The 26,346-nt window shown below is 74.2% G+C and carries 25 protein-coding genes; 8 read left to right on the forward strand and 17 right to left on the reverse strand.

From position 1 onward, the window contains the following. Positions 1-34: 34 nt before the first annotated feature. The 4 genes from OG309_RS29825 to OG309_RS29840 form a co-directional block, all read right to left on the reverse strand. Entirely contained in the window at positions 35-901 is an 867-nt protein-coding gene (locus tag OG309_RS29825; RefSeq protein ID WP_329425492.1) for a hypothetical protein, read from the reverse strand. Positions 902-1,042: 141 nt separating this feature from the next. Next, positions 1,043-1,258, reverse strand: a complete 216-nt coding sequence (locus tag OG309_RS29830; protein ID WP_329425493.1) for a DUF397 domain-containing protein — start codon at positions 1,256-1,258, stop codon at positions 1,043-1,045. A gap of 186 nt (positions 1,259-1,444) precedes the next feature. Continuing rightward, positions 1,445-1,810 (reverse strand): hypothetical protein, encoded by a 366-nt coding sequence (locus OG309_RS29835; RefSeq protein WP_329425495.1) that lies wholly within the window; start codon positions 1,808-1,810, stop codon positions 1,445-1,447. Between the two features lie 132 nt (positions 1,811-1,942). Then, positions 1,943-2,407, reverse strand: a complete 465-nt coding sequence (locus tag OG309_RS29840) for an ATP-binding protein (RefSeq protein ID WP_329425496.1) — start codon at positions 2,405-2,407, stop codon at positions 1,943-1,945. A gap of 137 nt (positions 2,408-2,544) precedes the next feature. Here OG309_RS29840 and OG309_RS29845 point away from each other — a divergent pair, with 137 nt between their 5' ends. After that, complete coding sequence (locus tag OG309_RS29845) at positions 2,545-3,441, forward strand: SigB/SigF/SigG family RNA polymerase sigma factor (protein WP_329425498.1); 897 nt, start codon at positions 2,545-2,547, stop codon at positions 3,439-3,441. On the opposite strand, the gene OG309_RS29850 is transcribed toward OG309_RS29845, so the two are convergent. The 8 genes from OG309_RS29850 to OG309_RS29885 form a co-directional block, all read right to left on the reverse strand. Beyond that, the gene (locus tag OG309_RS29850) at positions 3,383-3,952 is read right to left on the reverse strand and encodes an ATP-binding protein (RefSeq protein ID WP_329425500.1); all 570 of its coding nucleotides are present in this window, start codon (positions 3,950-3,952) and stop codon (positions 3,383-3,385) included. The two genes, OG309_RS29845 and OG309_RS29850, sit on opposite strands and share 59 nt — an antisense overlap. Before the next feature lie 16 nt (positions 3,953-3,968). Further along, positions 3,969-4,385, reverse strand: coding sequence for an STAS domain-containing protein (locus tag OG309_RS29855; RefSeq protein ID WP_329425501.1), 417 nt, complete (start codon positions 4,383-4,385; stop codon positions 3,969-3,971). Between the two features lie 42 nt (positions 4,386-4,427). Then, complete coding sequence (locus OG309_RS29860; protein WP_329425503.1) at positions 4,428-4,844, reverse strand: STAS domain-containing protein; 417 nt, start codon at positions 4,842-4,844, stop codon at positions 4,428-4,430. A gap of 208 nt (positions 4,845-5,052) precedes the next feature. Then, on the reverse strand, positions 5,053-6,042 hold the full coding sequence (gene meaB, locus OG309_RS29865; RefSeq protein WP_329425505.1) for a methylmalonyl Co-A mutase-associated GTPase MeaB: 990 nt from the start codon (positions 6,040-6,042) through the stop codon (positions 5,053-5,055). A gap of 4 nt (positions 6,043-6,046) precedes the next feature. Then, positions 6,047-8,233 carry a methylmalonyl-CoA mutase gene (scpA, locus tag OG309_RS29870; RefSeq protein ID WP_329425506.1) on the reverse strand — a complete coding sequence of 729 codons (2,187 nt, stop codon included), beginning with the start codon at positions 8,231-8,233 and terminating at the stop codon, positions 6,047-6,049. After that, complete coding sequence (locus OG309_RS29875) at positions 8,233-10,071, reverse strand: methylmalonyl-CoA mutase subunit beta (RefSeq protein ID WP_329425508.1); 1,839 nt, start codon at positions 10,069-10,071, stop codon at positions 8,233-8,235. Before OG309_RS29875 ends, scpA begins: the two co-directional genes overlap by 1 nt. 136 nt (positions 10,072-10,207) lie before the next feature. Next, positions 10,208-12,097: a glycoside hydrolase family 15 protein gene (locus OG309_RS29880; RefSeq protein ID WP_329428602.1), complete on the reverse strand. Its 1,890-nt coding sequence runs from the start codon at positions 12,095-12,097 to the stop codon at positions 10,208-10,210. A gap of 153 nt (positions 12,098-12,250) precedes the next feature. Beyond that, on the reverse strand, positions 12,251-13,261 hold the full coding sequence (locus OG309_RS29885) for a questin oxidase family protein (RefSeq protein ID WP_329425510.1): 1,011 nt from the start codon (positions 13,259-13,261) through the stop codon (positions 12,251-12,253). 188 nt (positions 13,262-13,449) lie between these two features. Between OG309_RS29885 and OG309_RS29890 the strand changes: the two genes are divergently transcribed. Continuing rightward, complete coding sequence (locus OG309_RS29890; RefSeq protein ID WP_329425511.1) at positions 13,450-13,830, forward strand: BlaI/MecI/CopY family transcriptional regulator; 381 nt, start codon at positions 13,450-13,452, stop codon at positions 13,828-13,830. Between the two features lie 4 nt (positions 13,831-13,834). After that, a complete protein-coding gene (locus OG309_RS29895) occupies positions 13,835-14,767 on the forward strand; it encodes a M56 family metallopeptidase (RefSeq protein WP_329425512.1) in 933 nt (310 codons plus the stop codon). 18 nt (positions 14,768-14,785) lie between these two features. On the opposite strand, the gene OG309_RS29900 is transcribed toward OG309_RS29895, so the two are convergent. The 3 genes from OG309_RS29900 to OG309_RS29910 form a co-directional block, all read right to left on the reverse strand. After that, positions 14,786-16,003 carry a serine hydrolase domain-containing protein gene (locus OG309_RS29900; protein ID WP_329425513.1) on the reverse strand — a complete coding sequence of 406 codons (1,218 nt, stop codon included), beginning with the start codon at positions 16,001-16,003 and terminating at the stop codon, positions 14,786-14,788. 180 nt (positions 16,004-16,183) lie between these two features. Further along, the gene (locus OG309_RS29905) at positions 16,184-17,188 is read right to left on the reverse strand and encodes an aldo/keto reductase (RefSeq protein WP_329425515.1); all 1,005 of its coding nucleotides are present in this window, start codon (positions 17,186-17,188) and stop codon (positions 16,184-16,186) included. Positions 17,189-17,280: 92 nt separating this feature from the next. Further along, positions 17,281-17,760, reverse strand: coding sequence for a hypothetical protein (locus tag OG309_RS29910; protein ID WP_329425517.1), 480 nt, complete (start codon positions 17,758-17,760; stop codon positions 17,281-17,283). A 139-nt stretch (positions 17,761-17,899) separates the two neighbouring features. On the opposite strand from OG309_RS29910, the gene OG309_RS29915 reads away from it, so the two are divergent. After that, the gene (locus OG309_RS29915) at positions 17,900-18,082 is read left to right on the forward strand and encodes a hypothetical protein (RefSeq protein WP_329425519.1); all 183 of its coding nucleotides are present in this window, start codon (positions 17,900-17,902) and stop codon (positions 18,080-18,082) included. 70 nt (positions 18,083-18,152) lie between these two features. Here OG309_RS29915 and OG309_RS29920 read toward each other — a convergent pair whose 3' ends face one another. Then, the gene (locus OG309_RS29920) at positions 18,153-18,938 is read right to left on the reverse strand and encodes a DeoR/GlpR family DNA-binding transcription regulator (RefSeq protein ID WP_329425521.1); all 786 of its coding nucleotides are present in this window, start codon (positions 18,936-18,938) and stop codon (positions 18,153-18,155) included. A 150-nt stretch (positions 18,939-19,088) separates the two neighbouring features. Between OG309_RS29920 and OG309_RS29925 the strand changes: the two genes are divergently transcribed. Together OG309_RS29925 and OG309_RS29930 are read left to right on the forward strand one after the other, a co-directional pair. Continuing rightward, positions 19,089-19,964 (forward strand): SIS domain-containing protein, encoded by an 876-nt coding sequence (locus tag OG309_RS29925; protein WP_329425522.1) that lies wholly within the window; start codon positions 19,089-19,091, stop codon positions 19,962-19,964. 183 nt (positions 19,965-20,147) lie between these two features. Beyond that, positions 20,148-20,999, forward strand: coding sequence for a class II fructose-bisphosphate aldolase (locus OG309_RS29930; RefSeq protein ID WP_329425523.1), 852 nt, complete (start codon positions 20,148-20,150; stop codon positions 20,997-20,999). A gap of 190 nt (positions 21,000-21,189) precedes the next feature. Here the strand turns inward: OG309_RS29930 and OG309_RS29935 are convergent, their stop codons facing one another. Next, entirely contained in the window at positions 21,190-22,695 is a 1,506-nt protein-coding gene (locus OG309_RS29935) for an FAD-dependent monooxygenase (protein ID WP_329425524.1), read from the reverse strand. A gap of 193 nt (positions 22,696-22,888) precedes the next feature. Between OG309_RS29935 and OG309_RS29940 the strand changes: the two genes are divergently transcribed. Together OG309_RS29940 and OG309_RS29945 are read left to right on the forward strand one after the other, a co-directional pair. Then, a complete protein-coding gene (locus OG309_RS29940; protein WP_329425526.1) occupies positions 22,889-24,760 on the forward strand; it encodes a CASTOR/POLLUX-related putative ion channel in 1,872 nt (623 codons plus the stop codon). 174 nt (positions 24,761-24,934) lie between these two features. Beyond that, complete coding sequence (locus OG309_RS29945; protein ID WP_329425527.1) at positions 24,935-26,320, forward strand: cytochrome P450; 1,386 nt, start codon at positions 24,935-24,937, stop codon at positions 26,318-26,320. Positions 26,321-26,346: the final 26 nt, after the last annotated feature.

The raw sequence follows: 26,346 nt of genomic DNA on the forward strand, positions 1-26,346 counted from the left end.
AACTCCTGCTGGGGAAGAGGAACGTGGGGGTGGATCAGTAGCGGTCGAGGATCAGCTGCGTCTTCAGGATGTCGCCGTGGTAGAGCCAGCCGTGGGAGTCGGCGACGGCGACGGCGTCCTGGTGCAGCTCCGCGGCGTCCGCGTACGAGTCGGTCTTGAACGACAGCTCGATCACGTACTCCGTGCCGGTCCCGCCCGCGCCGACCACCGGCAGCACCTCGATGCTCGCGTCGTCCGAGGCGCCCCAGCTTCCGCCGTACACCTGGGAGCTGACGGGGCCGTGGGTCCGGGAGGCCTGGAGGGTGCTCTTGCCCCAGCCCGAGGAGCCCCAGTCGGTCAGCTTCCCGGGGATGTCGTCGACGAGCCAGCCGCGGCCGGTCGCGTCGGACGGCAGCGTGGTGCCCGAGTAGCCCTTGGCGCTGTGGCTCTTCTCGTTGCTGAAGCTGAGGGTCTGCTTGGCGTAGCCCCAGTCGACCTCGGCCTTGTAGTTGCTGTCCGAGCTGTCGAAGCCGGCCGCGTTGGCGGCGCTCAGGGCCGCGGCGATGTCCCCGCCCGTCACGGGGAAGCGCTTCTTGTAGGTCTCCTCGAACGACGAGCCGTCCTTGTGGCGCAGCCGCACGCTCCAGCCCTCGGAGTCCAGGCCGAGCGCGGCGGTGTCGTAGTAGCCGTACGAGCGGGGCTTGGCCGCGCCGGTGATGCCGAAGGCCGACCGGACGGCGGCGCTCGGGTTGTGCGAGGCGTCCAGCGCCGCCGTGGTGAGGTTGATCTTCACCTCGTACGTGGGGACGGCGTCGGACGCGGCGAACGCGGGCGTGGCCGGGGCGAGGAGCGCGGCGGAGGCGGCGAGGGCGACGGCCGAGGCCGCGGCCGAACCGCGGAGCACACGAGAAGCGGTGGTCATGGCGGGGATGGTCCAGACCGCGGGTGAGGACCGTGTGGCGCCCGGGGGTTGACCGGGTGAACCGGAGACGGCGGCTCGGCGCCCGGCCCCGCGAAGCGGCCGGTCGGCGGCCCGCACCGCCGCCCGGCCGCCCGCTGTCCGCTAGCGGAACTCCCCGGCGCGCACGCCCGCGCAGAAGGCCGCCCACTCGGCGGCGGTGAACCGCAGGTCCCCGCCCTCGGGATTCCGGGAGTCGCGCAGCGCGACGGCCCCGGCGCCCAGGCGGGTCACCTCGACACAGCCGTCGGTCGCGCTGTGACTGCTCTTCCGCCAGACGGCCTTGGTCAGGTTCTGCGAGTACAGCGGTTCCTTGTTCATCTGGGTGCTCTCCTCTCACCCCCAGCGTCACGGGGTCCACGGAGGACCGCAAACGGGGTTCGGCCGCCCCGGTGGATGGGTACACCACGGACGGAACGGGCGCGTGCGGTGGGCGGCGCGCTCCTGGGTGCGTACGCGGCACGCCGGCGCCTCGGGTGAGGGCGCCGACGGGCGCGGCCGGGCCGCTCAGTCCAGGTCGGTCAGCTCGTCCGCGTAGATCTGCGACAGCGGCTGCGGCCCGACGTACTGCTGGCAGTTGCACTGCCCCGCCTCGTACCGCACCGGCTTCTTGTTCTCGTCCCAGGCGGTGGGCACCTCGACCCGCTCATGGCACCGGCCCTGCCTGTCGTGCTTGGCCAGGTGGTGCGTGCACCCGCAGACCGGCTCCGGCGTCCTGTGCACGGCCTCCAGGGCGAGCCGCTCCTGCTTCGCCGCCTCCAGGACCTCCATCTTGCGCTCGTGCCGGTGCTTCAGCGCCGTCCTGACGTTGTCGGCCGCCCATGCGAAGCCGCCCGTCCAGAACAGGATGAGGATCACCCATATCCAGTTCACGCCGTGCTCCCTCCCCCCGCTTCCCCCGTGAAAGCCTCCGGGCATTTTAGGCCGGGCGGGTCAGGTTGTCGTCCGTCGGATCGGCTGCCGCCGCGCCCGGGGCCGCTTCCCGGAGCGCCCCCCGTCCCCGCTCTAGGGCCGACCCGGGGGAGCGGCCTGGGGGAGTGTCCGCGGCAGCACCTCCACCTCGAACCACACCGTCTTGCCCCGGGAGCCCCGCGGCACCGAGCCCCAGCGCGTCGAGAGCCGCTGGAGCAGGTAGAGGCCGTGTCCCGAGGAGCGGTTCGCGCGGTGTGGGCCGTGCGGGCGGGGCCGTACCGGGCTGGTGTCGCTGACCTGCACCCACACGGCCCCGCCCCGTCGGTCCATCCGCAGCTCGTACGGGACGCCGCCGTGCGTGCACGCGTTGGTGACGACCTCGGAGACCAGGAGCAGCACGTCCTCGGTGTGCTCCCGGCCCGGCTCACCCGCGGCGCCGAACCACGTGTCCAGCGCCGTCCGCGCGAGGTCGCGGCACTCCGCCACCACACCCGTCCCTCCCACGATGTCGTACCGCAGGGAGCGGTCGGTGGGCGAGGGCTCCTCGTGCATGACCATATAGGGCAGCTTTCCCTGTCATATCGTGTCAAACGGCCTGGAACGGGAATCCTTCTCTCAGGACGCTCGACCCGACGGACCCCCGCCGCACGCCCTACGGAGCGGCGCCGGCCCACCGCCACCGTCGAAGGAGCCCCATGCCCTCCACCGAGATCCGCCCCCCGCTCGCCGGGGCCGCGACGCGCCGTGAGGCGCTGGCCGGCCTGCCGGAGATCGACCGGCCGACCCGGGCCTCCACGGACGACTCCCGGACCCTGTCCGCCGCGCTGTTCGTGCGGCTGGGCGAGCTGGAGGAGGGCACGCCGGAGTACGCGTACGTCCGCAACACCCTGGTCGAGCTCAATCTCAGCCTGGTGAAGTTCGCCGCCCGGCGCTTCCGGCACCGGCCCGAGGACCGCGAGGACGTCGTCCAGGTCGGCACGATCGGCCTGATCAAGGCGATCGACCGCTTCGACCCCGAGCGGGGGACCGACTTCTCGGCCTTCGCGCTGCCGACCGTCGTCGGTGAGATGAAACGATTCTTCCGTGACACCAGCTGGGCCGTACGGGTACCCCGCCGGCTCCAGGAGCTACGCATCGAGCTGGCGAGGTCGTCCGACGGGCTGGAACAGCGGCTCGGCCACCGCCCCAGCCGCACCGAACTCGCCGCCCAGCTCCACACCACCGAGGAACGCGTCGAAGAGGGCGAACTCGCCTCCCACGCGTACACCGCCCGCTCCCTGGAAGCCACCTTCGGTGACGACACGGACGCCGCCCGGCCGGGCGCGCGCTACCTGGGCGTCACGGAACCCTCGTACGAACTGATCGAGAACCTCGAAGCCCTGAAACCGCTCCTCGCCCGGCTCGACGAGCGCGACCGGCGCATCCTGTCGTTGCGCTTCGGCGAGGAGGAACTCACCCAGAGCGAGATCGGCGAGCGGGTCGGCCTCTCCCAGATGCACGTCTCCCGGCTGCTCACCCGGATCCTCGGCGAACTCAGGCAGGGTCTGCTCGACGAGGGCGGCGCCGCCACGGCGGCCGGGACGGCCGGCTGACCTCCAACCACACCACCTTCCCCGGCGCACCGTCGGCCTTCGCCACGGAGCCCCAGGCGCCCGCGAGCCGGTCCAGCACCATCAGCCCGTGACCGCCCGGCAGCGCGGGCGACCGCGGGGCGCCCGCGTGAGGGGGCTCGGGGCTGGGGTCCGACACCTCCACGCGCAGCCACCCGTCGTCGTGCCGCAGCACCAGCTCCTCCGGGCCCCCCGCGTGCAGGCAGGCGTTGGTGACGACCTCCGACACCATCAGCAGCACGTCGTCCGCCCGCTCCCGGCCCTCCGCCGTACGCGCCGGCAGCCAGCCCCAGTCGGCCAGCGCCGTCGCGGTGAAGTCCCTGCAGCGCGTCACGGCCCCGGAGGAACCGCCGAGGACGAGCCGCCGGATCTGGCCGCGCCCGCCGACGGGGCCGGGGGGCGAGCCCGCGTGCCCGGCCTCCGGGCCGGAGTGCCGCACGCCGTCCTGGACAGAGTCCTCGCCGGCGTCCCCGCCCGCGTCCTCGTTCGCCATGGTCCCTTCGCCCCCTCTACGCGTCCGAGCGTCCGTCGGCCGGGTCCGCCGTGTCGGCGAGCGCGTCGGCGGCGTCCCCGTACACGCGGAAGATGGAGCGCGCTCCGGTGATCTCGAACATCCGGTCCACCGGCGGCCGCAGCCCCGCCAGGTCCAGGCGGCCGCCGCTCTCGTTCAGCCGCAGCCGTGCCCTGAGCAGCACGTTGAGACCGGTCGAGTCGCAGAAACGCAGGCCCGAGCAGTCGACGACGACGCGTGCGGAGGCGTCCGTCCGTGCGAGGGCCTCCCGCAAGGGGGCCGCGGTGTCGTGGTCGAGTTCGCCGGCCACCGCCAGTACGACCGGGCCGTTCCCCGGCCCGGGACGTGTCCGTACGGTGAGCCGAGCCGGCGGCCCGGCGCGTTCGGCGTGCTCCTCGCGATCCGTCGGTGCCATGGCCAGGGCGCCTCCTTCCGTGCGGGACCGGCACTCCCATGATCAGGCGAAGTCCGGACTGTGGCGATCGCTGACGAAGGTGAACAGCTGCAGCGTCCCCGTCATCGTGAACAGCTGGCGCAGCTGGCGCGGGACCGGGCCCAGCAGGACGAACCGGTCCCCCGCGAAACGCGCGGTCACCAGCTCGTGCAGGAACGACGAGTCTCCGAAGCCGACCTGCGAGATGTCGAGGACCGTCCGGCGCGGACCGTCGTGCCGGGCCTCGGCGAGCGCCGCGCGCAGGCAGCCCACGGTGTCCACGTCGAACTCACCCGTCGCCGACAACAGCACCGTGCCCGGCGCGGGCGACGGCTCGCGGACCACCCACGCGGTCCCCGACGGCGTTCGGTACGTCCGCCCCTCGCGGCGGTCGCGCGGGGCCTCCGCGGACTGCGTCGGGGGACGGTTCTTCCGGGCCATCACGGCGCCTCTTTCGTCACCCGCTGCCGACGGTACGGCTGTACCGGGAGGCACGTCAGCGCGTCTCCACCGGGCGACTGCCCCCATCCGGACCCGGCATGCCGTCCGCGCCGGGGGACGAGGACCGAACGGGGCGGAAGACAGGGCCGAACGGGGCGGAAGGAGGGGGCCGAACGGTGCCGCCGGGGCGGCGGGGAGGTGCTGCGGCTCAGTCCCGCGCGCCGCCCCCGAACGCCCCCAGGATCCGCTCCGCCGCCAGCGTCGCCGTCAGCTCGCCGTCCCGGACCAACCGCTCCACCTCCGGGGCGAGGGCCCGCACCGCCGGATCGGCGTGCAGCCGGCCGAGGAGCTCGTCGCGGACCATCGTCCAGGCCCAGTCGACCTGCTGCTCCCGGCGCCGGGCGGACAGCCGGCCGGTGGCGTCGAGGCGGGTCCGGTGCTGTTCGAGCCGGTCCCACACGGTGTCCAGGCCGGTCGACTCGCGGGCGCTGCAGCTGAGCACCGGCGGCGTCCACACCGCGTCCGTGCCGTGCATGAGCCGCAGCGCGCCCGACAGCTCGCGCGCCGCCGCGCGGGCGTCCGTGGTGTGCGGGCCGTCCGCCTTGTTCACGGCGACGACGTCCGCCAGCTCCAGGACGCCCTTCTTGATGCCCTGCAGCTGGTCGCCGGTGCGCGCGAGGGTCAGCAGCAGGAACGAGTCGACCATGTTCGCGACGGCCGTCTCCGACTGCCCGACGCCGACCGTCTCCACCAGGATCACGTCGTACCCGGCGGCCTCCATCACCACGATCGACTCGCGGGTCGCCTTGGCCACGCCGCCCAGCGTCCCCGCGCTCGGGGAGGGCCGGACGAACGCCGCCGGGTCCACCGCGAGCCGTTCCATCCGCGTCTTGTCGCCGAGGATCGAGCCGCCGGTACGCGTCGACGACGGATCCACGGCGAGGACCGCGACCCGGTGCCCCAGGCCCGTCAGCATCGTGCCGAACGCGTCGATGAAGGTGGACTTGCCCACCCCCGGCACCCCGCTGATCCCGATCCGCCGCGCCCGGCCGCTGTGCGGCAGCAGCCGGGTCAGCAGCTCCTGGGCGAGCACCCGGTGGTCGGGCCGGGTGGACTCCACGAGGGTGATGGCGCGCGCCACGAGGGCGCGCCTGCCGTCCCGTACGCCCTTCGCGTACGTGTCGATGTCGATCGCCATGGGATCAGAGGCCGTGCCCCGCGGGGTGCCCGAGCTCCGCCGACAGGCGCCGCACCAGGTCCGCCGCCGCGTCGGGGATCACGGTGCCGGGCGGGAAGACCGCCGCGGCGCCCATCTCCAGGAGGACCGGCACGTCCTGGGGCGGGATGACCCCGCCGACCACGATCATGATGTCCTCGCGGCCCTCCGCGGCCAGCTCCTCCCGTAGCGCGGGCACGAGCGTGAGGTGGCCCGCCGCCAGCGACGAGACACCCACGATGTGCACGTCCGCCTCGACGGCCTGCCGGGCGACCTCCGCGGGGGTCTGGAAGAGCGGGCCGACGTCGACGTCGAAGCCCAGGTCGGCGAAGGCGGTCGCGATCACCTTCTGGCCGCGGTCGTGGCCGTCCTGGCCCATCTTGGCCACCAGGATGCGCGGACGGCGGCCCTCGGCCTCCTCGAAGGCGTCGACCAGGGCGCGGGTGCCGTCCACGGACGGGGACTCGCCTGCTTCGTTGCGGTACACGCCGGAGATCGTACGGATCTGGCCCGCGTGCCGTCCGTACACCTTCTCCAGGGCGTCCGAGATCTCGCCGACCGTCGCCTTCGCACGGGCCGCGCGGACCGCGAGCTCCAGCAGGTTGCCCTCGCCGCCGGCGGCCCGGGTGAGGTCGTCCAGCGCGTCCCGGCAGGCCCGCTCGTCGCGCTCCTCGCGCAGCCGGCGCAGCTTCTCGATCTGCTGGGCCCGCACCGAGGAGTTGTCGACCTTCAGGACCTCGATCTGCTCGTCGCCGTCCACCCGGTACTTGTTCACGCCGATCACCGGCTGGCGGCCCGAGTCGATCCGCGCCTGGGTCCGGGCCGCGGCCTCCTCGACGCGCAGCTTCGGGATGCCCGCGTCGATGGCCTGCGCCATGCCGCCGGCCGCCTCGACCTCCTGGATGTGCTGCCAGGCCCGGCGCGCCAGGTCGTAGGTGAGCCGCTCCACGTACGCGCTGCCGCCCCACGGGTCGATGACCCGGGTGGTGCCCGACTCCTGCTGGAGCAGCAGCTGCGTGTTGCGGGCGATGCGCGCCGAGAAGTCCGTCGGCAGCGCCAGCGCCTCGTCCAGGGCGTTGGTGTGCAGGGACTGGGTGTGCCCCTGGGTGGCCGCCATCGCCTCCACACAGGTGCGGGTGACGTTGTTGAAGACGTCCTGCGCGGTCAGCGACCAGCCGGAGGTCTGCGAATGGGTGCGGAGCGACAGCGACTTGGCGTTCTTCGGGTCGAACTCCTTCACCAGCTTCGCCCACAGCAGGCGGGCCGCGCGCAGCTTGGCGACCTCCATGAAGAAGTTCATGCCGATCGCCCAGAAGAACGAGAGCCGCGGCGCGAACGCGTCCACGTCGAGCCCCGCCTCACGGCCCGCCCGCAGGTACTCGACGCCGTCCGCCAGCGTGTACGCCAGCTCCAGGTCGGCCGTCGCACCCGCCTCCTGGATGTGGTAGCCGGAGATCGAGATGGAGTTGTAGCGGGGCATGTTCCGGGACGTGAAGGCGAAGATGTCGGAGATGATCCGCATCGACGGCTTCGGCGGGTAGATGTAGGTGTTGCGGACCATGAACTCCTTGAGGATGTCGTTCTGGATGGTCCCCGTCAGCTTCTCGGCCGGCACCCCCTGCTCCTCGGCCGCCACGATGTACAGCGCCAGCACGGGCAGCACCGCGCCGTTCATCGTCATCGACACCGACATCCGGTCCAGCGGGATGCCGTCGAAGAGCTGTCGCATGTCGTAGATCGAGTCGATGGCCACGCCCGCCATGCCGACGTCGCCGGTGACCCGCGGGTGATCGCTGTCGTAGCCGCGGTGCGTCGGCAGGTCGAAGGCGACCGACAGGCCCTTCTGCCCGGCGGCCAGGTTGCGCCGGTAGAAGGCGTTGGACTCCTCGGCGGTGGAGAAGCCCGCGTACTGCCGGATCGTCCACGGCTGGTTGACGTACATCGTCGGGTACGGGCCGCGCAGGTACGGCGCGACGCCCGGGTACGTGCCGAGGAAGTCGACGTCCGCCAGGTCACGCCCGGTGTACAGCGGCTTCACGCCGATGCCCTCGGGCGTCTCCCACAGCAGGTCGTCCCCGCCGGAGGCCCGCTTGAGGGCGGCGCGCCACTCCTCGGCGCTCCCGGCGGGCGAGGGGGATCCCAGGCCGATCCCGGTGAAGTCGGGGATTCCCATCAGGAGGACACTCCCATGCGGTCGAGGGTGGCGGAGAGCACGGCGACCGCGTCGCACCCCGCGAAGACGAACGTGTCGACACCGGCGTACGCGCCGGGCCGCCCGGCCAGGGACACGTGCCCGGCACCGGCAGCGCGCAGCGCGGCGGCTTCGGACCCGGCCCGCTCCTCGTAGAGGGCGTCGCTGGAGCACAGGCAGGCCTCGGCGGCGCCGCTGTCCGCGAAGGAGCCCTCGGTGACGGGCTCGATGCCGCCCGCCTGGAACAGGTTCGCGGCGAACGTGAGCCGCGCGGTGTGCGCGGCGGCCGGCCCGAGCGCCGCCAGGAAGACCTTCGGCCGGGCCCCGGTCGCCGCGAGATGCGCGTCGGACCGGGCCCGCAGCGCCTCGAACGCCTCGTCGCGCCGCACCCGCGGCAGGCCGCCGACCGGCTCGGCGGGGGCGGGCGCGCGCACCACGGGCTTCTCGCCGAGGTGCGGGAACTCGCTGACGCCGGTGACGGGTTCGCGGCGCTCGGCCAGCGCCCTGGAACGCTCGGCCCAGGTGGCGGCCAGGTCCCGGCTGAGCCGGCCCGAGCGCAGCACCGCCGCCTGGCCGCCGTCGCGCTCGATGCCCTGGAAGAACTCCCACGCCGCGTGCGCGAGTTCGTCGGTCAGCGACTCCACGTACCAGGAGCCGCCCGCCGGGTCGATCACCCGGGCCAGGTGCGACTCCTCGATGAGGATCGTCGACGTGTTCCGCGCGATCCGGCGCGCGAAGGCGTCCGGCAGACCGAGGGCGTGGTCGAAGGGGAGCACCGTGACGGAGTCGGCGCCGCCGACGCCGGCCGCCAGGGTGGCGAGCGTCGTCCGCAGCATGTTCACCCACGGGTCGCGGCCCGTCATCATCACCGACGAGGTCACCGCGTGCTGCGGCTGCGCCCCGGCCGCCGGAGCCCCGCAGGCCTCCGCGACCCGCGCCCACAGCCGCCGCGCGGCGCGCAGCTTGGCGATCGTCAGGAACTGGTCGGCGGTGGCCGCGTAGCGGAACTCCAGCTGCCCGAGGGCCTGCTCGACCGTCAGCCCGCCCGCGGTGAGCGCCCGCAGATAGGCGACGCCGGTGGCGAGCGAGGCGCCCAGCTCCTGCGCGGCGGAGCCGCCGGCCTCGTGGTACGGCAGGGCGTCCACGGTCAGCGCGCGCAGCCCCGGGTAGGACTCGGCGCACAGCCGGGTGAGGGCGACCGTGGCGGGGAAGCCGTCGCCGTCGTACGCGGAGCCCGTGCGGGCCTCGGTGCCCAGCGGGTCGGCGCCCAGGTTGCCGAGGGCGGCCTCGGGCGCGATGCCGCGCCGCGCGTAGACGTCGAGGAGCTCGGCCGCGGCCGTCGGGGTCTCCGCCCCGGCGTCCAGGACGACGGGGGCGAGGTCGAGGTACACGTCCTTGAGGACCCGGTCGAGTTCGCCGGCCGGGATGCCGTCGGGGCCCACGGCCAGCCACAGCGAAGTGACGCCGTTCTCCAGGTCGGTGAGGACCGCCTCGGGGTCGGCCACGGTGTGCCGCTGGCGTACGTCCCAGCCGTTCGCCGTGTTGCCCTCGGCGCGGCCGGACCGGACGAAGGGAGCGAACCCGGGCAACCCGGCGTCGGGCGCGGAGGCGGAGCCGTCCGCCGGCCCGTCCGCCGTGTACAGGGGGCGGGCCCGCAGGCCGTCCTCGAGCGCGGTGGACAGGACGTCCTCGGCCTCGGTGTCCGGAACGTCCTTGCCCGACCTGCTCAGTACGCCCGCCACGAGGCGCTGCCACTGCGCATGGGTCGCTGCGGGGAATTCGGCGGCCAGCGAAAGGCCGTCGTCAGGCAGCACAGTCATGCTCGGATGCTAGGTCAGCTTCACAAAGGAGCGCAGGGTGATCCGCTGTGACCTTGACCTCCCCTGATCGGCCTTGAACGGCGGGCCGCATCCGTGCTGGCCACCCCGCGCACCGGCCCGCGGACCAGGGGTCACGTCACCCGCCGGCGTCGCGGTCGTCGTCCCCGTCGGTGCCTCCGGCGTCCCCGCCGGCGTGCCGGTCGCGCTTCCCGTCGAGCTCCTCGTCCAGGGCGATGGCCGCCGAGATCAACGCGAGGTGCGTGAACGCCTGCGGGAAGTTGCCCAGTTGCTCGCCCGACGGACCGATCTCCTCCGCGAAGAGCCCGACGTGGTTCGCGTACGTCAGCATCTTGTCGAAGGAGTACCGCGCCTCGTCGAGCCGCCCGGCCCGCGCGAGCGCCCCCACGTACAGGAAGCTGCACAGCGAGAAGGTGCCCTCGCTGCCGCGCAGCCCGTCGGGCGACGCGGCCGGGTCGTACCGGTAGACGAGGCTGTCGGTGACGAGCTCGGCCCCCATCGCGTCGAGCGTCGACAGCCAGCGCGGGTCCGACGGCCCGATGAACCCGACCGCCGGCATCAGCAGCAGCGAGGCGTCGAGGACCTCGCTCCCGTAGTGCTGCACGAAGGCACGCCGGTCCGGGCTCCAGCCGCGCTCCATCACCTGACGCAGGATGGCGTCGCGGGACGCCGTCCATCCCGCCAGGTCGGCGGGCCGGGCGAAACGGGTGGCCAGCCGGATGCCCCGGTCGAAGGCGGTCCAGCACATCACCCGGCTGTACGTGAAGTCCTGCCGCCCGCCACGGGTCTCCCAGATGCCCTCGTCGGGCCGGTCCCAGTGGGCGGCCAGCCAGTCCAGCACCCCCGACACCGCGACCCAGCCGTCCCAGCCGATCCGCCGCGCCGCGGACCCGCCCTCGCGGGCCAGGCCGAAGACCGCCTCGCCGTAGATGTCGAGCTGGAGCTGACCGGCCGCCCCGTTGCCCCGGCGCACCGGGGCGGAGCCGCGATAGCCCTCCAGGTGGTCGAGGGTCTCCTCGGTGAGGTACGGATCCCCGTCGACCCGGTACATGATCTGCAAGGGCTCGCCGGTCACCGTCCGCTGCTCGCTCAGCCGCGCGCCGAGCCACAGCCGGAACGCGTCCGCCTCCTCCTCGAAACCCAGATCGAGCAGCGCGTGCACCGACAGCGAGCCGTCCCGCACCCAGGTGTAGCGGTAGTCCCAGTTCCGCTCGCCGCCGACCTGCTCCGGCAGGCCCATGGTGGCCGCCGCGACCGGGGCGCCCGTCGGCGCGTACGTGAGCAGCTTGAGCGTGATCGCCGACCGGTTGACGGCCGCCTGCCACCGCCCCCGGTAGCGGCTGCGCCGGATCCAGCGGTGCCAGAAGTCGCGGGTCCGCCGGAACTCCGCCGTCAGCGACGCCCGGTCGACCGGCGCCGGAGCCGCGCCGCCCGCCTCGTCCACGGTCAGCACCACCGCCGCCGCCTGCCCCTGCTCCAGCTCCACCTCCGCGCGCACGTCCCGCCCGTCGCGCCGCAGCTCGACCGGACCCGCGCCCTGGAGCACCGCCTGGAGCCCCGCCCCCACGAAGGTGGCCGTGTCCGAGCCGTCGAGGCTCAGCTCGTGCTCGGCCCGGCCGTAGTCGAACCGGGGCCGGCACTCCACGGAGAACCGGACCCGGCCCCGTGCCACCCTCAGCACCCGGACCAGCCGGTGCCGGCCCGTCGCCGTCTCCGGCCGGTCCAGCGGCATGAAGTCGGCGACCTCGCCGACGCCGTCGGCGGTGAGGAAACGGGTCACGAGGATCGCGGTGTCGGCGAAGTACAGCTGCCGCGTGGTGACGTCGGGGGCGTCGACGGTCACCGCGAAGTATCCGCCGCGCTCGTGGTCGAGGAGGGCGGCGAACACGCTCGGCGCGTCGAAGCGCGGCGAGCAGAACCAGTCGACCACCCCGTCGGAGGAGACCAGGGCCGCGGTCTGGAGGTCACCGACGAGTCCGTGGTCGGCGATGGGTGGATAGCGGCGCACCGGGCACACGGGACCTCCTCGGCCGGGAACGGACGCCGGTGCGGACCCCGCTCCGACGACCCCGACGTTGCCCCGAGCCTCGTGGCGATCCGCGGGCACGACCACGCGGGGTCGGCCGAACGGGTGAAGCCGCCCCGGCCCGCCGCCCCGCCCCTAGCCCAGCGGCTCGCTCAACTCGATCGCACGCAGGGCCGCCGCCAGGGCCTGCGCGTCGCCGACGTCGAGGGCCGTGTCCGTCAGCTTGACGACGTGCTCGTCGCCGTGGGCCAGGGCACGTTCCATGACCTCCTCGGCGGTGAGGGTGCCCGGTGGGACGTACGCGACGGGGGCGTCCGGCGCGTACATGGCGGTCACCGCCGCCGAGGCGGTCCAGGCGGCCCGCAGGCTCGGCACCCACAGCGTGCGGGGGAGGGCCGGCAGGGCGCGCAGCACCGCGTTGGGTGCCGTCGCCGCGTGGACCAGCATCGTCTCCTCGCCGTGGCCGTGGGTGGCGTACCGGTGGGTGGCCGCCCGCACGAGCTCGGCGAGCAGCGCCCGCGCCTCCTCCGGGTCCGTCACCCCGGCCGCCCACACCGGCAGGCCCGTGACCCGGCCGAGCCGGTCGGGGAAGCCGCCGTCCCGCTCCGCGACCGGCCCGACCGCGTCGAGGGCCGCCGCCGCCCGCTCGGCGCCGGGCAGCGGCACGAGCCCCTCGACGGGGCGGTGCCGGGCGGCCCAGTAGCCGAGGCCGTGCGCGAGCTCGGCGAGCCGCGGCCCGGTGGCCTCGCCCGCGAGCAGGGTGCGCACGGCGTGCCCGACCCGGATCACGGGGTGCGTGGAGCCTCCGTACATCCCCGGCAGCAGCCGCGGCCACCACACGGCGAGCACCTCGCGCCAGGGACGCTCGGCGATCGCGCGCTCGAAGTACCCGATCCAGTCGGCCGCGCGCCGCGGATCCCCCAGCGCGCCCCGCCAGTCGGCGTCCGTGACCGCCGCGACGCCGGCCGGGAACTCCTCCAGCTTGGCCGCGTACCGGTCGAGCCAGCGGTGCACCGCGCCCGCCTGCCCACGCGCGGCGAGCGCCTCCACGGCCATCGGCGCGTGGTTGGTGAGCCGCCCGAGCCGCTCGGGCCCGCAGGAGTGCAGTCGCCGGAGGGCCTCGTCGAGCGTGCCTGTCGCATCCATGAGGGGCACGGTAGGCGGCCGGGCGCGGCCCGCGTATCGGGCTGGGGAGGAGGACCGGACCTAGGGCGCGTCTTAGGACCGGGGGTGGTCCGCACCGCGTCCTCCCGGTCGACTCCGGTGGGACGCCGGGTGGCGCGTCAGTACGATGGGCGGCCGGGTCGGGGAGCGGTGAGGCGGAGGTCGGCAGGATGGCGGGTGTGCCGCGGAGGCGTGGGCAGGGCGAGCTGGAGACGCTGGTGCTCGCCGCGCTGAGGGCCGCGGACGGGCCGGTCACCGCGGGCTGGGTGCAGGAGCGGCTCGGCGGCGGCCTCGCGTACACCACCGTGATCACGATCCTGACGCGCCTGCACGCGAAGGGCGCCGTCGCGCGGGAGCGGGCGGGCCGGTCGTTCGAGTGGACGCCGGTCGCGGACGAGGCGGGTCTCGCCGCGCTGCGGATGCGCCGGGTCCTGGACGGCGAGTCCGACCGCGAGGCGGTGCTCGCCCGTTTCGTGACGGGCCTGTCGTCGGCGGAGGAGCAGCTGGTGCGGGACCTCCTGGCGCAGGCCGGGGAGGACGGGGAGGACTGACGCCATGGGGGTCTTCGTCTTCCTGCCGCTCGTCCTCCCGCTGACCGCGTGGCCGGTCGCGCGGCTCGCCGAACAGCACCTGCACCCGCGCACCGCGACCCGGATGCTGACCGCCGTCGCCGCGGTCCTCGCGCTGTGCAGCACGCTGTGCCTGGGGCTCCTCATGGTCGTCGGCACGGCCCAGCTGCCGGGCAACCCGCTGCCGGACGCCTGGTCCGATCCGGAGGTGCGGGCGGCGGTGCCGTACGACGAGGTGGCCGGCCGGCTCGCGATCCCGGCACTCCTCGCCGTGCTCGGTGCCTGCGGCTGGACGCTGCTGCGGCACCGGCGGGTACGGCGGCGGGCGGAACGCGCCCTCGCCCCGCTGCCCGCCCGCGCCGTCGCGGTGCTGCCGGACGACGTCCCGTACGCGTACGCGCTGCCGGGCGGGCGCCGGGACCGGGTGGTCGTCAGCCGGGGGATGCTGGCGCGGCTGACGTCACGGGAGCGCCGGGCGCTCTTCGCCCACGAGCGGGCCCATCTGGAGGGCCGCCACCACCGTTTCCTCCTCGTCGTCCGGGTGGCGGCGCGGGCCAACCCGTTCCTGCGGCCGCTGTGCACGGCCGTCGGTTACACCGCCGAGCGGTGGGCCGACGAGGAGGCCGCGGCGCGGGTCGGCAGCCGCCGGGTGGTCGCCCGCGCCATCGGCAAGTCCGCCCTGGTGTCGGCGGGGACGCCGGTGCCGACCCTCGCCGGCTTCGCCGCCGCGGGCCCGGTCCCGCGGCGGGTGGCCGCGCTGCTCGCCCCGGCGCCGGTCGCCCGGGCCTGGCCGCGGGTGGGCACGGCGACGGGGATGGCGACCTGGGGCGCGGCCGTGGGGACCGCCGCGTCCGCCGTCTCGTCGGCGAACTCGGCCGTCACGCTCTACGCGATCCTCCACACGGCCGCACCGCTCTGACCGTCCGCGAGGGCTCCGTCAGCTGATCGCCAGCGGGATCCCCGGGGCGAGTGCGGCCGCGATGCGCTCGGCGACGACCTCGGCCTGGTTGCCGTCCGGCGTGGTCGCCGTCTTCGTCGCGGACACGGCGAGCGCGAGCCGTTTGGACGGCAGGTACGCCTGGATCGCCGCGTACCCCGAGAACGACGGGTTCTGCAGGATCCACCCGTTGACGACGATGACGCCGAGGCCGAAGTGCTTGGCCTGCGTCTGCTTCAGGCAGATGGTGGCCGGGCAGCGGGCGGTGCCGCCGCCGAGGCCGACCGTGCCCGGGTTCAGCAGGGTGCGGTACGCGCGGGGCGAGAGCAGCTCGCCGCTGCCGATGCCCTCGGCGGAACGGGCCAGGTCGCAGATGTGGGTGGTGATGACCGCGCCGGGCGCCGTGGTCCACGACGGGTTCCAGAAGGTGGACTCCTCGTAGAAGCCGCGGTCGGAGGTGAAGGCGTGCAGCACCCGCTGCGGGATGTCGGGCGTGAAGCCGGGCCGGGTGTCGCGCAGCCCCAGCGGGCCGGTGACCCGCTGCTTCACGAAGTCCTGGATCGGCATGCCGGTGATCTTCTCCAGGGCGGAGACGAGCAGCAGGTAGTTGGCGTGCGAGTAGCTCCAGTTGGTACCCGGCTCGTACCAGAAGGAGTGGCTGTACGGGTAGGCGAGCAGCTGCTCCGGGGTCCACTGGCGGAACGGGTGCGGCACCAACTCCTTGAGGAAGGCCGGGTCGGTGACGTAGTCGTGCAGTCCGGAGGTGTTGTTCGCGAGCATCCGCAGGGTGATCTCGTGCGCCTTGGGCACGTCGGGAAGCCACCGGTCCACGGTGTCGTCCAGGCTCACCCTGTGTTCCTGGACCAGCTGGAGCAGGGCCGTGCCGATGTGCGCGAAGGCGACCGAGCCGGCCCGGAAGTGCATGTCCGGCTCGGCGGGCACGCCGGTCATCGACTCGCCGAGCGCGTCGGTGAGGACCTCGCGCCCGTCGCGGGTGACCTTCACCTCCACGGAGTTCAGCCGCAGGTCCGCCTTGGCCTTGCGGGTGATGTCGAGGACCCGCCGGGCCTGCGCGTCGAGCGGCCGCTGGGTCCGCACGCACGACCGGTCCCCGTGGCCCCCCGCCCCGCGGGCGGAGGCGGGCACGGCGGCGGAGGTCTGGGACACGACGGCGAGGAGCGCGGCGCAGAGGGCCGCGCGAAGGGTGGTGCGTCTCATGCCCGCACTATCTCCGCGCCCACGCGCCCGCCCCGTCCGCAACTCCGGCGGACACTCCGCACGGGGGGTGGGGACGCGCCCGTGTGGGGCAAGGCGGGCAAGGGAGGCAAGGGGGCGGCCGTGGACCCGGTCCTCGTTCGGGGGTCGGCTCCGCCCCTCACGCGGGGTCGGCTCCGCCCCTCACGCCCCCGCGGCGTCCAGGCGTGCGAGCTGCTCGGCCGAGAGGCCGAGGTCCAGGGCCGGGAGGGACGCCTCGAACTGGGCCAGGGTGCGGGGGCCGATCAGCGGGATCGCCCGGGGCGAGGTCTGGTGCAGGAGCCAGGACAGGACCAGCTGGTTGGGGGTCACGCCCGTCTCGGCGGCCAGGCCGGCGAGCGCTTCGAGCCTCGCGTCGGCGTCGGGACCGGCGTACCGCTCCATCATCCAGTGGTCCCGGCGCTTGGCCGGGTCGTCGTAGATGCCGCGCAGGATCGGCGAGTACGCGACGAGGCTCAGCTCCTCGTGGGCGCGCAGGTAGTCCAGCTGCTCGTGGTCGACGACCGAGGCGACGTCGAGGCCGGTGCGGGGCCGCAGGTAGGAGTGCTGCTGCTGGAGGGCGACCGGGGCGGGCCAGCCGTGGCGTTCGCACAGGCCGCGGATGCGCTCCATGCGCCAGGTCCGGACGTTGGACCAGCCGATGTAGCGCGCCTTGCCGGACCGTACGATCCCGGCCAGCGCCTCCAGGGTCTCCTCCAGCGGCGTCGCCCGGTCGTCCACGTGGACGTAGAGCAGGTCCACGTGGTCGGTGCGCAGGCGGCGCAGGCTGTCGTCGATCGAGGTGTTCAGGGTCGTCGCCCCGGCGCCGTCGAAGCGGGCCCGGCTCCAGTCCGCCCCGCCCCCCGGGAGCCGTGCCTCGTCCGCGTTGAGGACGAGCCCCGCCGCCTTCGTCGCCAGGAACACCCGGTCCCGGCGCCCGCCGCGGGCCGACCAGCGCCCGAGGAGCTCCTCGCTCTCGCCCCCGTTGCTGCCCGGACGGTCCCACCAGCAGTAGCAGTTGGCGGTGTCGAGGAAGGTGCCGCCCGCCTCGGTGAACCGGTCGAGCATGGCGACCGACGTCGCCTCGTCCGTCGTCGTGCCCATCAGCATGCAGCCGAGGCCGACCTGGCTGACGCGTTCCCCGGTGCGGCCCAGTTCGACGTGCTTCATGGAACTCCCCCTCGTGATCGGCCCGTTCGCCGGTCGCACACGCTAGGCGTTGGAGTGCACGCGAAGGCAAGCCGTGCCGCGCGGGGGTGTTCTCAGTCCGTCGGGCCGGACAGCGGGGCCAGGTCCGGCTCGACCCAGGAGGTCCTCGCGGTGTCGCCGGCCAGCGTCTCCCGCCGGTAGTGGCGGTGGAGCAGGGCCGCGTCGAACAGCTCGGGGTGGCGGACGGCGAAGGGGTCGAAGCCGTCGGCGGCGTCCGCCTCCCCGTCGGCGGCCGCCCGCAGGCCCACCAGCTCGACCCACGCCCGGGTCATCGTCACGTGGAACTTCTGCGGCGCCCCCGCAGCGGTCGCCGTGCGGTCGATGCCCGTGCCGACCAGGTCCACGGCCGCGGCGGTGCCGTACGCCCGTGCCGCCCGCCAGGCCAGCTCGACGTGCTGCCGGTGCCCGAAGCGGTCGGCCCCGGCCATGACCTCCCGCATCAGCGCGGCGAAGGCCTCGGCGGGGAGGGGCCCGGCGGGGGTGCCGGTGCGGTCGGCGGGGGTGCCGGCGGGGTCGGCGGCGGGGGTGCTCATGCGGGAGGCCTTCGGGGGAGGGGAGGCGGGGAGGGGGGCAGCGGACGCTGCGGCTCCGCATCGTACGTATCGGGCGCATCCGGCGGCAAAGGGGGCCCGTGGGCAGCGGGCGGCACCCGTCCGCCGGCCACGGGCCGCCGTGCACGTGGGTGAAGAGGCGGCCCGGCTGGGTCCGGTGATCGGGTGGCGCCGTATCGCCCACGAGCGCGGCCACGACGTGCGGTTGAAGGAGTTGACGCTCCTCGGCGTCCTCACCGTCCCCGCCGCGTTGAGCGCCGCCACCGTGGCGCTCTGGGGCTCGCTGGCGCTGCTCGGCCCGTAGCCGGTCCGCGGCGGGGTCCGGCGGGCCGGGACGGTCGGCGGCCTTGTCAGGGGTCGGCGGCGGGAGGAGCCTAGACCCGCCGGACGTCGACGCCCTGGTCGGAGAGCGCCTCGACGACGGGGTCGGGGGCGTCGTGGTCGGTGACGAGGATGTCGATGTCGGAGATGGCGCAGACGCGGGCGAAGGCCCGCCTGCCCAGCTTGGTGGAGTCGGTCACGACGATGAGGGTGGCCGCCCGCTCCGCCATGGAGCGGTTGGCGCTCGCCTCGCCCTCGTCGTGCGTGGAGGCGCCGAAGTCGGGGTCGACCGCGTCGATGCCGAGGATCGCGTAGTCCAGCGAGAGGCCCTGGAGCGTCGCCGCCGCGAGCGGACCGGTGAGCTCGTAGGACTGCGGGCGGGCGACCCCGCCGGTCACGACCGTCTTCACGTACGGGCGGACGGCGAGCTCGTTGGCGATGTTCACGGCGTTGGTGACGATGGTCAGCGCCGGGCCGCCGGAGTGCGCCGCGAGGTCGCCGCGGGTCGCCAGTTCGCGCGCGACCTCCGAGGTGGTCGTGCCGCCGTTGAGCCCGACGATCGCGCCCGGCGGGACGAGCGCCGCGGCCGCGCGGGCGATGCGCTGTTTCTCGTCGGCCTTGCGGGCGGTCTTGTAGCGCAGCGGGAGGTCGTAGGTGACCCCGCTGAGGACGGCGCCGCCCCGGGTACGGGTGAGCAACTGCTGGCGCGCGAGCTCCTCCAGGTCGCGGCGGACCGTGGCGGGGGAGACGCCGAGCAGTTCGGCCGCCTCGCCGACCTCGATGCTGCCCTTCTCGCCCAGCGCGTCGAGCAGCCGCGTCCAGCGCTCGTGCGTGCTCATCACCGTTCTCCTCGCCTCGTGACCTCGGGGGCCGAGCGTAACGCCCCTTCGCCTCCACATGAGCATTCCTTGCACGTGCTTGCTCAAAGTTGCGCGCAGACTCTATAAAGGAGCCAACTTCAATCATCATCGGTTCGGGGAGGCGCCGCCATGAGTCATGTCGACACGGAGATAGCCAGCCAGCCCGCCTGTTGGCGCCGCGCACTGGACACCAAGCCCGCCGGTCTGCCCGCCGACGGCGAGCGCGTCGCCGTCGTCGGCTGCGGCACCTCCCTCTACATCGCCCAGGCGTACGCCGTGCTGCGCGAAGCCGCCGGCCTCGGCGAGACCGACGCCTTCGCCGCCTCCGAGTACCCGGCGCACCGTGCCTACGACCGGGTCGTCGCCATCACCCGCTCCGGCACCACGACCGAGGTCCTCGCCGCCCTGGCCCGGGTCCCCGAGGGCACCCCGACCGTCGCGCTCACCGGAGACCTCGACACCCCCGTCGTCCGGGCCGCCGGCACCGTCGTCGACCTGTCCTTCGCCGACGAGCGGTCGGTCGTGCAGACCCGCTTCGCCACCACCGCCCTCGTCCTGCTGCGTGCCGCCCTCGGCCTCGTACCGGACGACCTCGTCGAGCAGGCCGAACGGGCCGTCGCCGAACCGCTGCCCGAAGCCGCCGTGGAATCGGGGCAGTTCACCTTCCTCGGCACCGGCTGGACCATCGGCCTCGCCAACGAGGCCGCGCTGAAGCTGCGCGAGGCCGCCGGGGCCTGGACCGAGTCGTACGCGGCGATGGAGTACCGGCACGGCCCGATCAGCGTCACCGGACCCACCAGCACCGTCTGGTTCTTCGGCGCGCCGCCCGCCGGGCTCCTCGGCCAGATCGCCCCGACCGGCGCGTACGCCTCCGTCTCCGACGCCGACCCCCTCGCCGACCTCATCCGCGCCCAGCGTCTCGCCGTCACCCTCGCGACCCGCCGCGGCCTCGACCCCGACCAGCCCGAGGGCCTGACCCGCTCGATCGTGCTGGCCGACTCCTGAGCGGGACCGGCCGACCCCTGACCCCGGCCGGGCGGTCCCTGACCCCGCCCGGCCGGTGACCCGGCTCCCCGCCGCCGGCCCCTTCCGGCGGCGGGGACGCACGGCCCGCATCCGCCCTCCGCCCTCCGCGCTCCGCCCTCCGTACGCGCACCCGCATCCAGCCGACCAAGGAGCAGAACCGTCATGCCCCTCGTAGGAACCGGCGACGTCGTCGGACCGGCCGCGGCCGCCGGTCGTGGCGTCGGCGCCTTCAACGTCATCCAGCTCGAACACGCCCAGGCGATCGTGGCCGGTGCGGAAGCCGCCGGCACCCCGGTGATCCTCCAGGTCAGCGAGAACACCGCCCGCTACCACGGCGCCCTCGCCGCGATCGGCACCGCGACCCTGGCCGTCGCCCGGGCCGCCGGGGTCCCCGTCGCCGTCCACCTCGACCACGCGACCTCCGCCGGACTCGTCGAGGAGGCCGTCGCGCTCGGCTTCTCCTCCGTCATGTACGACGCCTCCACGCTGCCGTACGAGGAGAACCTCGCCGCCACCGAGCGGGTGCGGGCCCTGTGCCACGCCGCCGGGGTGTGGGTCGAGGCCGAACTCGGCGAGGTCGGCGGCAAGGACGGCGTCCACGCCCCGGGCGCCCGCACCGACCCGGCCGAGGCCGCGGACTTCGTCGCCGCCACCGGTGTGGACGCCCTCGCGGTGGCCGTCGGCACCTCGCACGCCATGGCCACCCGGGACGCCGCCCTCGACTTCGACCTCATCGCGGCCCTGCGCGCGCGGCTGCCCGTGCCGCTGGTGCTGCACGGCTCGTCGGGCGTCGGCGACGAGGACCTGGCCACCGCCGTCGCCCACGGCATGACGAAGGTCAACATCGCCACCCACCTGAACCGCGTCTTCACCCGCGCCGCCCGCGAAGTCCTCGACGCGGACCGGGCGCTGGCCGACACCCGCCGCTACCTCGGCGCGGGGCGGACGGCGATGACCCACGAGGTCACCAGGCTGCTGGGGATCCTCGACGCGCGGGCGGGGAGCATCGCCTGACGGCACGGCACGGCACGGCATGCACGGCACGGGCAAGGCGGCGGGCCGTCGCCGGGGGCGGCTTCGGCTCCCGCCGCCGGTGGCGAGCTCGACCTCGACCGCGTACCGGACGCCGATGGCTGCCTCCGGTCAGGCGCCGGTGGGGTCCTTCGGCCTCGGCCGCGTGCCCGACACCGGTGGCGGCCTCCCGTCAGGCGCCGGTGGCGACCTCGGCTCCCCCGTCGGCCGCCGCCGCGCCGAACCACCGCTCCAGCCGCGCCTCCAGCTCCCCCTGCTCCTCGCCGACCCAGGCCACGTGCCCGTCCGGCCGCAGCAGCACCGCGGGGGTGCCGGGCACGTCGCCGGAGCCCTCGAAGACGTCGGCGTCGGCGGCGTCGACGAAGTCCTCGACCCGGTCGACCCGGTCCGCCCAGCCCGCCACCGAGAGCCGGCCGGTCTGGTCGAGCAGCAGCCCGCGACCGGCGTGCATCAGCCCGTACAGGCGTCCCCGCTTCAGCGCGACGTCCCGCATGCGCCGGCCGACGAGCCGGTGGGTGTCGCCGAAGTCGTAGCGGACGTCGATCGCGGTCACCATCCCGGTCATGTACCGGTTCACCTCGTCGAAGTCCATCAGCCGCGACAGCAGCGCCCGCAGCGCGGCCGCACCCGGGTCCTCCGTCCCCATCAGCGTGATCTGCGCGCGGGTGTTGTCGAGGACGGCCGCGCCCACCGGGTGCCGCTCGGCGTGGTAGCTGTCGAGGAGGCCCGCCGGCGCCCGGCCGCCCACCTCGGCGGCCAGTTTCCAGCCGAGGTTGAACGCGTCCTGCACGCCGAGGTTCAGCCCCTGCCCGCCCGTCGGCGGATGGATGTGGGCCGCGTCCCCGGCCAGCAGCACCCGGCCGGACCGGTAGCGCTCGGCCTGCCGGGTGGCGTTCCCGAACCGGGAGAGCCAGCGCGGCGCGTGCGCGCCGAAGTCGGTGCCCGCGTGGGCCCGCAGCTGGCGCCGGAACTCGTCGAGGGTCGTCGGGGCCGCCCGGTCCTCGGCCACGCCGTCGGCGGGCACGACGATGCGGTACAGCCCCGGGTGCCCGTCGATGTCGGGGACGGCCCCGAACCGCAGCTGGGTCCTGCGCACCTCCTCGACGACGCTCATGACCGTCGCCCGGTCCGCGGTCACCTCCATGTCGCCCAGGAGCGTCTCGACCGTCGACGGCTCACCGGGGAAGCCGATGCCGGCCAGCTTGCGCACCGTGCTGCGGCCGCCGTCGCACCCCACGAGATAGCGCGACCGCAGCCGCGTGCCGTCGGCGAGCACGACGTCCACCCCGGTGTCGTCCTGGTCGAGCCCGACCACCTCGTGGCCCCGCCGCAGCTCGGCGCCGAGCGCGACGGCACGCTCTTCGAGCAGCCGCTCGGTCACGTGCTGCGGGGTGGTCAGCCCGTACGGATGCGCCGTGTCCAGGCCTTCCGGCCACGTTTTGTGGATGCCCCCGAAGAATCCGCCGACCCGGAACTTCTCGCTCTCCGCGAGAAAACCGTCGAGCAGCCCGCGCTGGTCCATCACCTCGACGCTCCGTGCGTGCAGCCCGCGCCCCCGGGAATGCCCGAGCCGCTCGGCCGACCTCTCCAGGACGAGCACCCGTACGCCGTGCAGCCGCAGCTCACCGGCCAGCATGAGACCGGTCGGCCCGCCGCCGACCACGATCACGTCCGTCATTTCGGAACACCTACTCATGAGATACGCCATTCCGGCAGCTTCTGGAATCGGCCGCCTATTCTGCGCCTCGTACCGGGCCTTGCCGCAAGCCCCCCTGTGCGCTATATCTTGATAGTGGCAAGGAGTCTGTGACTTCCTTGCCTTTGTCATTTCCCGGACCTCTCCCGGGGAACAGGGGGAGGGACGGCGAGTGGTGCGCGAACGGCTTCGGGCCCGGTTCCGTTACTGGTTCGACGGCACGATGGACCGCGGCACACCCGCCCTGATCAGCTGGCTGGCCCTCGCCTCGCTGCTGCTCATCTCGGTGGCCTCCGCGCTGGTCGTCCTGTTCACCGACACCGACGCCGAGGACAACGGCGGCTGGGCGGGCGTCGCCTGGATGAGCCTCCTGCGCACCCTGGACCCCGGCACCATGGGCGGGGACACGGGCGGCCCGGTCTTCCTCGGCCTGATGCTGGCCGTGACGATCGGCGGCATCTTCATCGTCAGCGCCCTCATCGGTGTGCTCACCACCGGCCTGAACCAGCGGATCAACCAGCTCCGCAAGGGCCGGTCGCAGCTCATGGAGCGCGGCCACACCATCGTGCTCGGCTGGTCGGAGCAGGTGTTCACGGTGGTCGCCGAGCTCGTCGAGGCGAACCAGAGCGAACGCCGCTCGTGCGTGGTGATCCTCGCGGACCGGGACAAGGTCGCCATGGAGGACGCGATCCGCGAGCGCATCCCCGAACCGGGGCGCACCCGGGTCGTGTGCCGCTCCGGCAACCCGCTCGTCCGGGCCGACCTGGAGCTCGTCAGTCCCGACACGGCCAAGTCCATCATGGTGCTGCCGCCGTCCGGCGACGACCGCGACGTGGACGTCATCAAGGTGCTGCTCCTGCTCAACAGCCGTGCGTGGAAGCCCGTGCGCCCCCACGTCGTCGCGGCCGTGCACGACTCGGAGAACCTCGCCGCCGCCCGCCTGGCGGCCGGCGGGACGGCCCTGGTGATCGACGCCGAGGACATCGCGGTCCGCCTCATCGCGCAGGCGCACCGCCAGACCGGCCTGTCCACCGTCTTCAACGAACTGCTCAGCTTCGTCGGCAACGAGTTCTACTTCCGCGACGAACCCTCCCTCGTCGGCGCCACCTACGGGGAGGCCCTCGGCGCCTACGCCCGCGGGGTGCCGGCCGGGCTGCACCGCAGCGACGGCCAGGTCCTGGTCAACCCGCCGATGGACACCGTCATCGCCCCCGGCGACCAGCTGCTCATGGTCGCGGAGGACGACCTCCTGATCCGCCTGGCAGGCGCCCCGGCGCCGGTCGTCGAGGCGGCGATCACGACCGCACCCGTCCAGCCGCCGCACCTCGACCGGACCCTCCTCATCGGCGAGAACTCCCGCACGGCGAAGCTGGTCGCCCTCCTCGACAGCTTCGTCGAACCCGGCTCCACCCTCGACATCGCCGCCCCCCGACGCCCGGAGGCCGCCCTGCACGGGCACCTGGCCCACCTCACCGTCGGGTTCAAGCGCTGCGAGCCGACCCGCAGGTCCTCCCTCGAAGCCCTGGACCTGGGCGGCTACCAGCACATCGTGGTGCTCTCGGACGACACCATCGCCCCCGGCCGGGCCGACGACCGCACCCTCGTCACCCTGCTGCACCTGCGGGACATCGAAGTGGGCCTCGGCGACCCGTACTCGATCGTCACGGAGATGCACGACGACGCCAACCGCGAGGTCGCCCAGGTCACCAAGGCCGACGACTTCATCGTCAGCACCAAGGTGATCAGCCTCCTGCTCACCCAACTCACCGAGAACCGCGCCCTGTACGCGGTCTTCGCCGACCTCTTCGACCCGGAGGGCTCGGAGATCTACCTCAAACCGGCCTGCGACTACGTGGTCCTCGGCGCCGAGGCCGACTTCGCCACCGTCGTCGAGGCCGCCCGCCGACGCGGCGAGACCGCCATCGGCTACCGCCTCGCCCGGCACGCCGAAGCGCCCCCCACCTACGGCATCTTCCTCAACCCGTCCCGCAGGGCCCCGCTCGTCTTCGGGGAGCGGGACGCGGTGGTCGTCTTCGCCGAGAGCTAGGGCGTACCCGCCGGTGACCCTTCCCGCAGGGTCCGGCCCGCCAGGCACGCACGCTCGGCCCGGGGGCCCTCCGCCGGCCGTCAACCGGCGGCCGCCCGGTCACCTGCCGCTGACCTGCGGCTTTCCGCGGCGGACGGGTGCGACGCCGCACGGCTGCGCTAGATACAAGCCTCCATGAAGGCTTCCCCCTCGATCCCCTCGATCCCCTCGATCCCCACGAGCGCCTCGATTCCGACCGCTCCCCGCGCGCTGCCCCTCGTCGGGCACGTCGTGCCGCTGCTGCGGGATCCGCTGGCGTTCCTGAAGTCCCTGCCCGCCCTCGGCGAGTTGGTCCGCATCCGGCTCGGCCCGCTCGGCGTCGTCGTGATCTGCGACTTGGAACTCACCCGGCAGGCCCTGCTCGACGACCGGATCTTCGACAAGGGCGGACCGCTCTACGACCGCCTGCGCGAAGTCATCGGCGAGGGCGTGGTCTCCTGCCCGCACCAGGCGCACCGGCGGCTGCGGCGCCTGTCCCAGCCGGCCTTCCACCAGGCGCGGCTGCCGGAGTACGCGCGCGCCATGACCGCCTGCGTCCAGGAGACGACGCGGTCCTGGAACCCCGGCCAAGTCCTCGACGTGCCCGCCGAGATGATGAAGGCCAGCGCCAGGATCATCACCGCCACGCTGTTCTCCGACACGCTGCCCGCGCTCGCGCACGGCCGGCTCACCGACGACGTCACCACCGTCGTCAAGAGCCTCTACCAGCGCATGTTCCTCGTCCCGCCGCTGGACCGGCTGCCCACCCCCGGCAACCGCGCCCACCTCGCCGCCCGCGCCCGCCTCCATGCCACCGTCGAGCGCGTCATCGCCCGGCGCCGCGCCGACGGCACCGACCGCGGCGACCTGCTCTCGGCCCTGGTCGCGGCGCACGACCCCGAGGACGACCGCCCCGGTATGAGCGGCGCCGAGATCAGCGACACCGTCGTCTCCTTCGTCCTCGCCGGCATCGAGAGCACCGCCGCCGCGCTGTCCTCGGCCCTGGACCTGCTGGCCCGTCACCCCGAGGTCGAGAGGCGGCTGCACGCCGAGCTCGACACCGTCCTGGGCGGCGCGCCGCCCACCTACGCCGACCTGCACCGCCTGCCGCTGACCGAGCACGTCGTCACCGAGACCCTCCGGCTGCGCCCGCCGGGCTGGTTCTTCACCCGCGTGGTCACCGCCGACACGTCCCTCGGCGGACACCTCCTGCCGGCCGGGACCAGCGTCGCCTACAGCCCCTACCTCATCCACCACCGGCCCGACCTCTACGCCGACCCCGAGGTCTTCGCCCCCGACCGCTGGGCCGACCCGCACTCCCGGCCGCCCCGCCACGCCTTCCTGCCGTTCGCCGCGGGCGCCCGCAAATGCATCGGCGACGCGTTCAGCATGGTCGAGGCCACCCTGGCCCTCGCGACCATCGCCGCCCGGTGGCGCCTGGAACCCGTGGCGGGCCACCGGGGCCGCCTCGCGGCGGCGGTGACGCTGGAGCTCCGCGACCTGCGCATGCGGGCCCACCCGCGCGTCGCGACGCCGGTGTGACGGGGGAGCCGTCCGCGGTGTCCCGG

The sequence above is a fragment of the Streptomyces sp. NBC_01268 genome (assembly GCF_036240795.1).
GTDB lineage: Bacteria > Actinomycetota > Actinomycetes > Streptomycetales > Streptomycetaceae > Streptomyces.

Bases quoted from the DNA above. Each gene is read 5' to 3' on its own strand.
- OG309_RS29825 (WP_329425492.1), bottom strand. From the start codon at position 901: ATGACCACCGCTTCTCGTGTGCTCCGCGGTTCGGCCGCGGCCTCGGCC.
- OG309_RS29830 (WP_329425493.1), bottom strand. From the start codon at position 1,258: ATGAACAAGGAACCGCTGTACTCGCAGAACCTGACCAAGGCCGTCTGG.
- OG309_RS29840 (WP_329425496.1), bottom strand. From the start codon at position 2,407: ATGGTCATGCACGAGGAGCCCTCGCCCACCGACCGCTCCCTGCGGTAC.
- OG309_RS29845 (WP_329425498.1), top strand. From the start codon at position 2,545: ATGCCCTCCACCGAGATCCGCCCCCCGCTCGCCGGGGCCGCGACGCGC.
- OG309_RS29850 (WP_329425500.1), bottom strand. From the start codon at position 3,952: ATGGCGAACGAGGACGCGGGCGGGGACGCCGGCGAGGACTCTGTCCAG.
- OG309_RS29855 (WP_329425501.1), bottom strand. From the start codon at position 4,385: ATGGCACCGACGGATCGCGAGGAGCACGCCGAACGCGCCGGGCCGCCG.
- OG309_RS29860 (WP_329425503.1), bottom strand. From the start codon at position 4,844: ATGGCCCGGAAGAACCGTCCCCCGACGCAGTCCGCGGAGGCCCCGCGC.
- meaB (WP_329425505.1), bottom strand. From the start codon at position 6,042: ATGGCGATCGACATCGACACGTACGCGAAGGGCGTACGGGACGGCAGG.
- scpA (WP_329425506.1), bottom strand. From the start codon at position 8,233: ATGGGAATCCCCGACTTCACCGGGATCGGCCTGGGATCCCCCTCGCCC.
- OG309_RS29875 (WP_329425508.1), bottom strand. From the start codon at position 10,071: ATGACTGTGCTGCCTGACGACGGCCTTTCGCTGGCCGCCGAATTCCCC.
- OG309_RS29885 (WP_329425510.1), bottom strand. From the start codon at position 13,261: ATGGATGCGACAGGCACGCTCGACGAGGCCCTCCGGCGACTGCACTCC.
- OG309_RS29890 (WP_329425511.1), top strand. From the start codon at position 13,450: ATGGCGGGTGTGCCGCGGAGGCGTGGGCAGGGCGAGCTGGAGACGCTG.
- OG309_RS29895 (WP_329425512.1), top strand. From the start codon at position 13,835: ATGGGGGTCTTCGTCTTCCTGCCGCTCGTCCTCCCGCTGACCGCGTGG.
- OG309_RS29900 (WP_329425513.1), bottom strand. From the start codon at position 16,003: ATGAGACGCACCACCCTTCGCGCGGCCCTCTGCGCCGCGCTCCTCGCC.
- OG309_RS29905 (WP_329425515.1), bottom strand. From the start codon at position 17,188: ATGAAGCACGTCGAACTGGGCCGCACCGGGGAACGCGTCAGCCAGGTC.
- OG309_RS29910 (WP_329425517.1), bottom strand. From the start codon at position 17,760: ATGAGCACCCCCGCCGCCGACCCCGCCGGCACCCCCGCCGACCGCACC.
- OG309_RS29920 (WP_329425521.1), bottom strand. From the start codon at position 18,938: ATGAGCACGCACGAGCGCTGGACGCGGCTGCTCGACGCGCTGGGCGAG.
- OG309_RS29925 (WP_329425522.1), top strand. From the start codon at position 19,089: ATGAGTCATGTCGACACGGAGATAGCCAGCCAGCCCGCCTGTTGGCGC.
- OG309_RS29930 (WP_329425523.1), top strand. From the start codon at position 20,148: ATGCCCCTCGTAGGAACCGGCGACGTCGTCGGACCGGCCGCGGCCGCC.
- OG309_RS29935 (WP_329425524.1), bottom strand. From the start codon at position 22,695: ATGACGGACGTGATCGTGGTCGGCGGCGGGCCGACCGGTCTCATGCTG.
- OG309_RS29945 (WP_329425527.1), top strand. From the start codon at position 24,935: ATGAAGGCTTCCCCCTCGATCCCCTCGATCCCCTCGATCCCCACGAGC.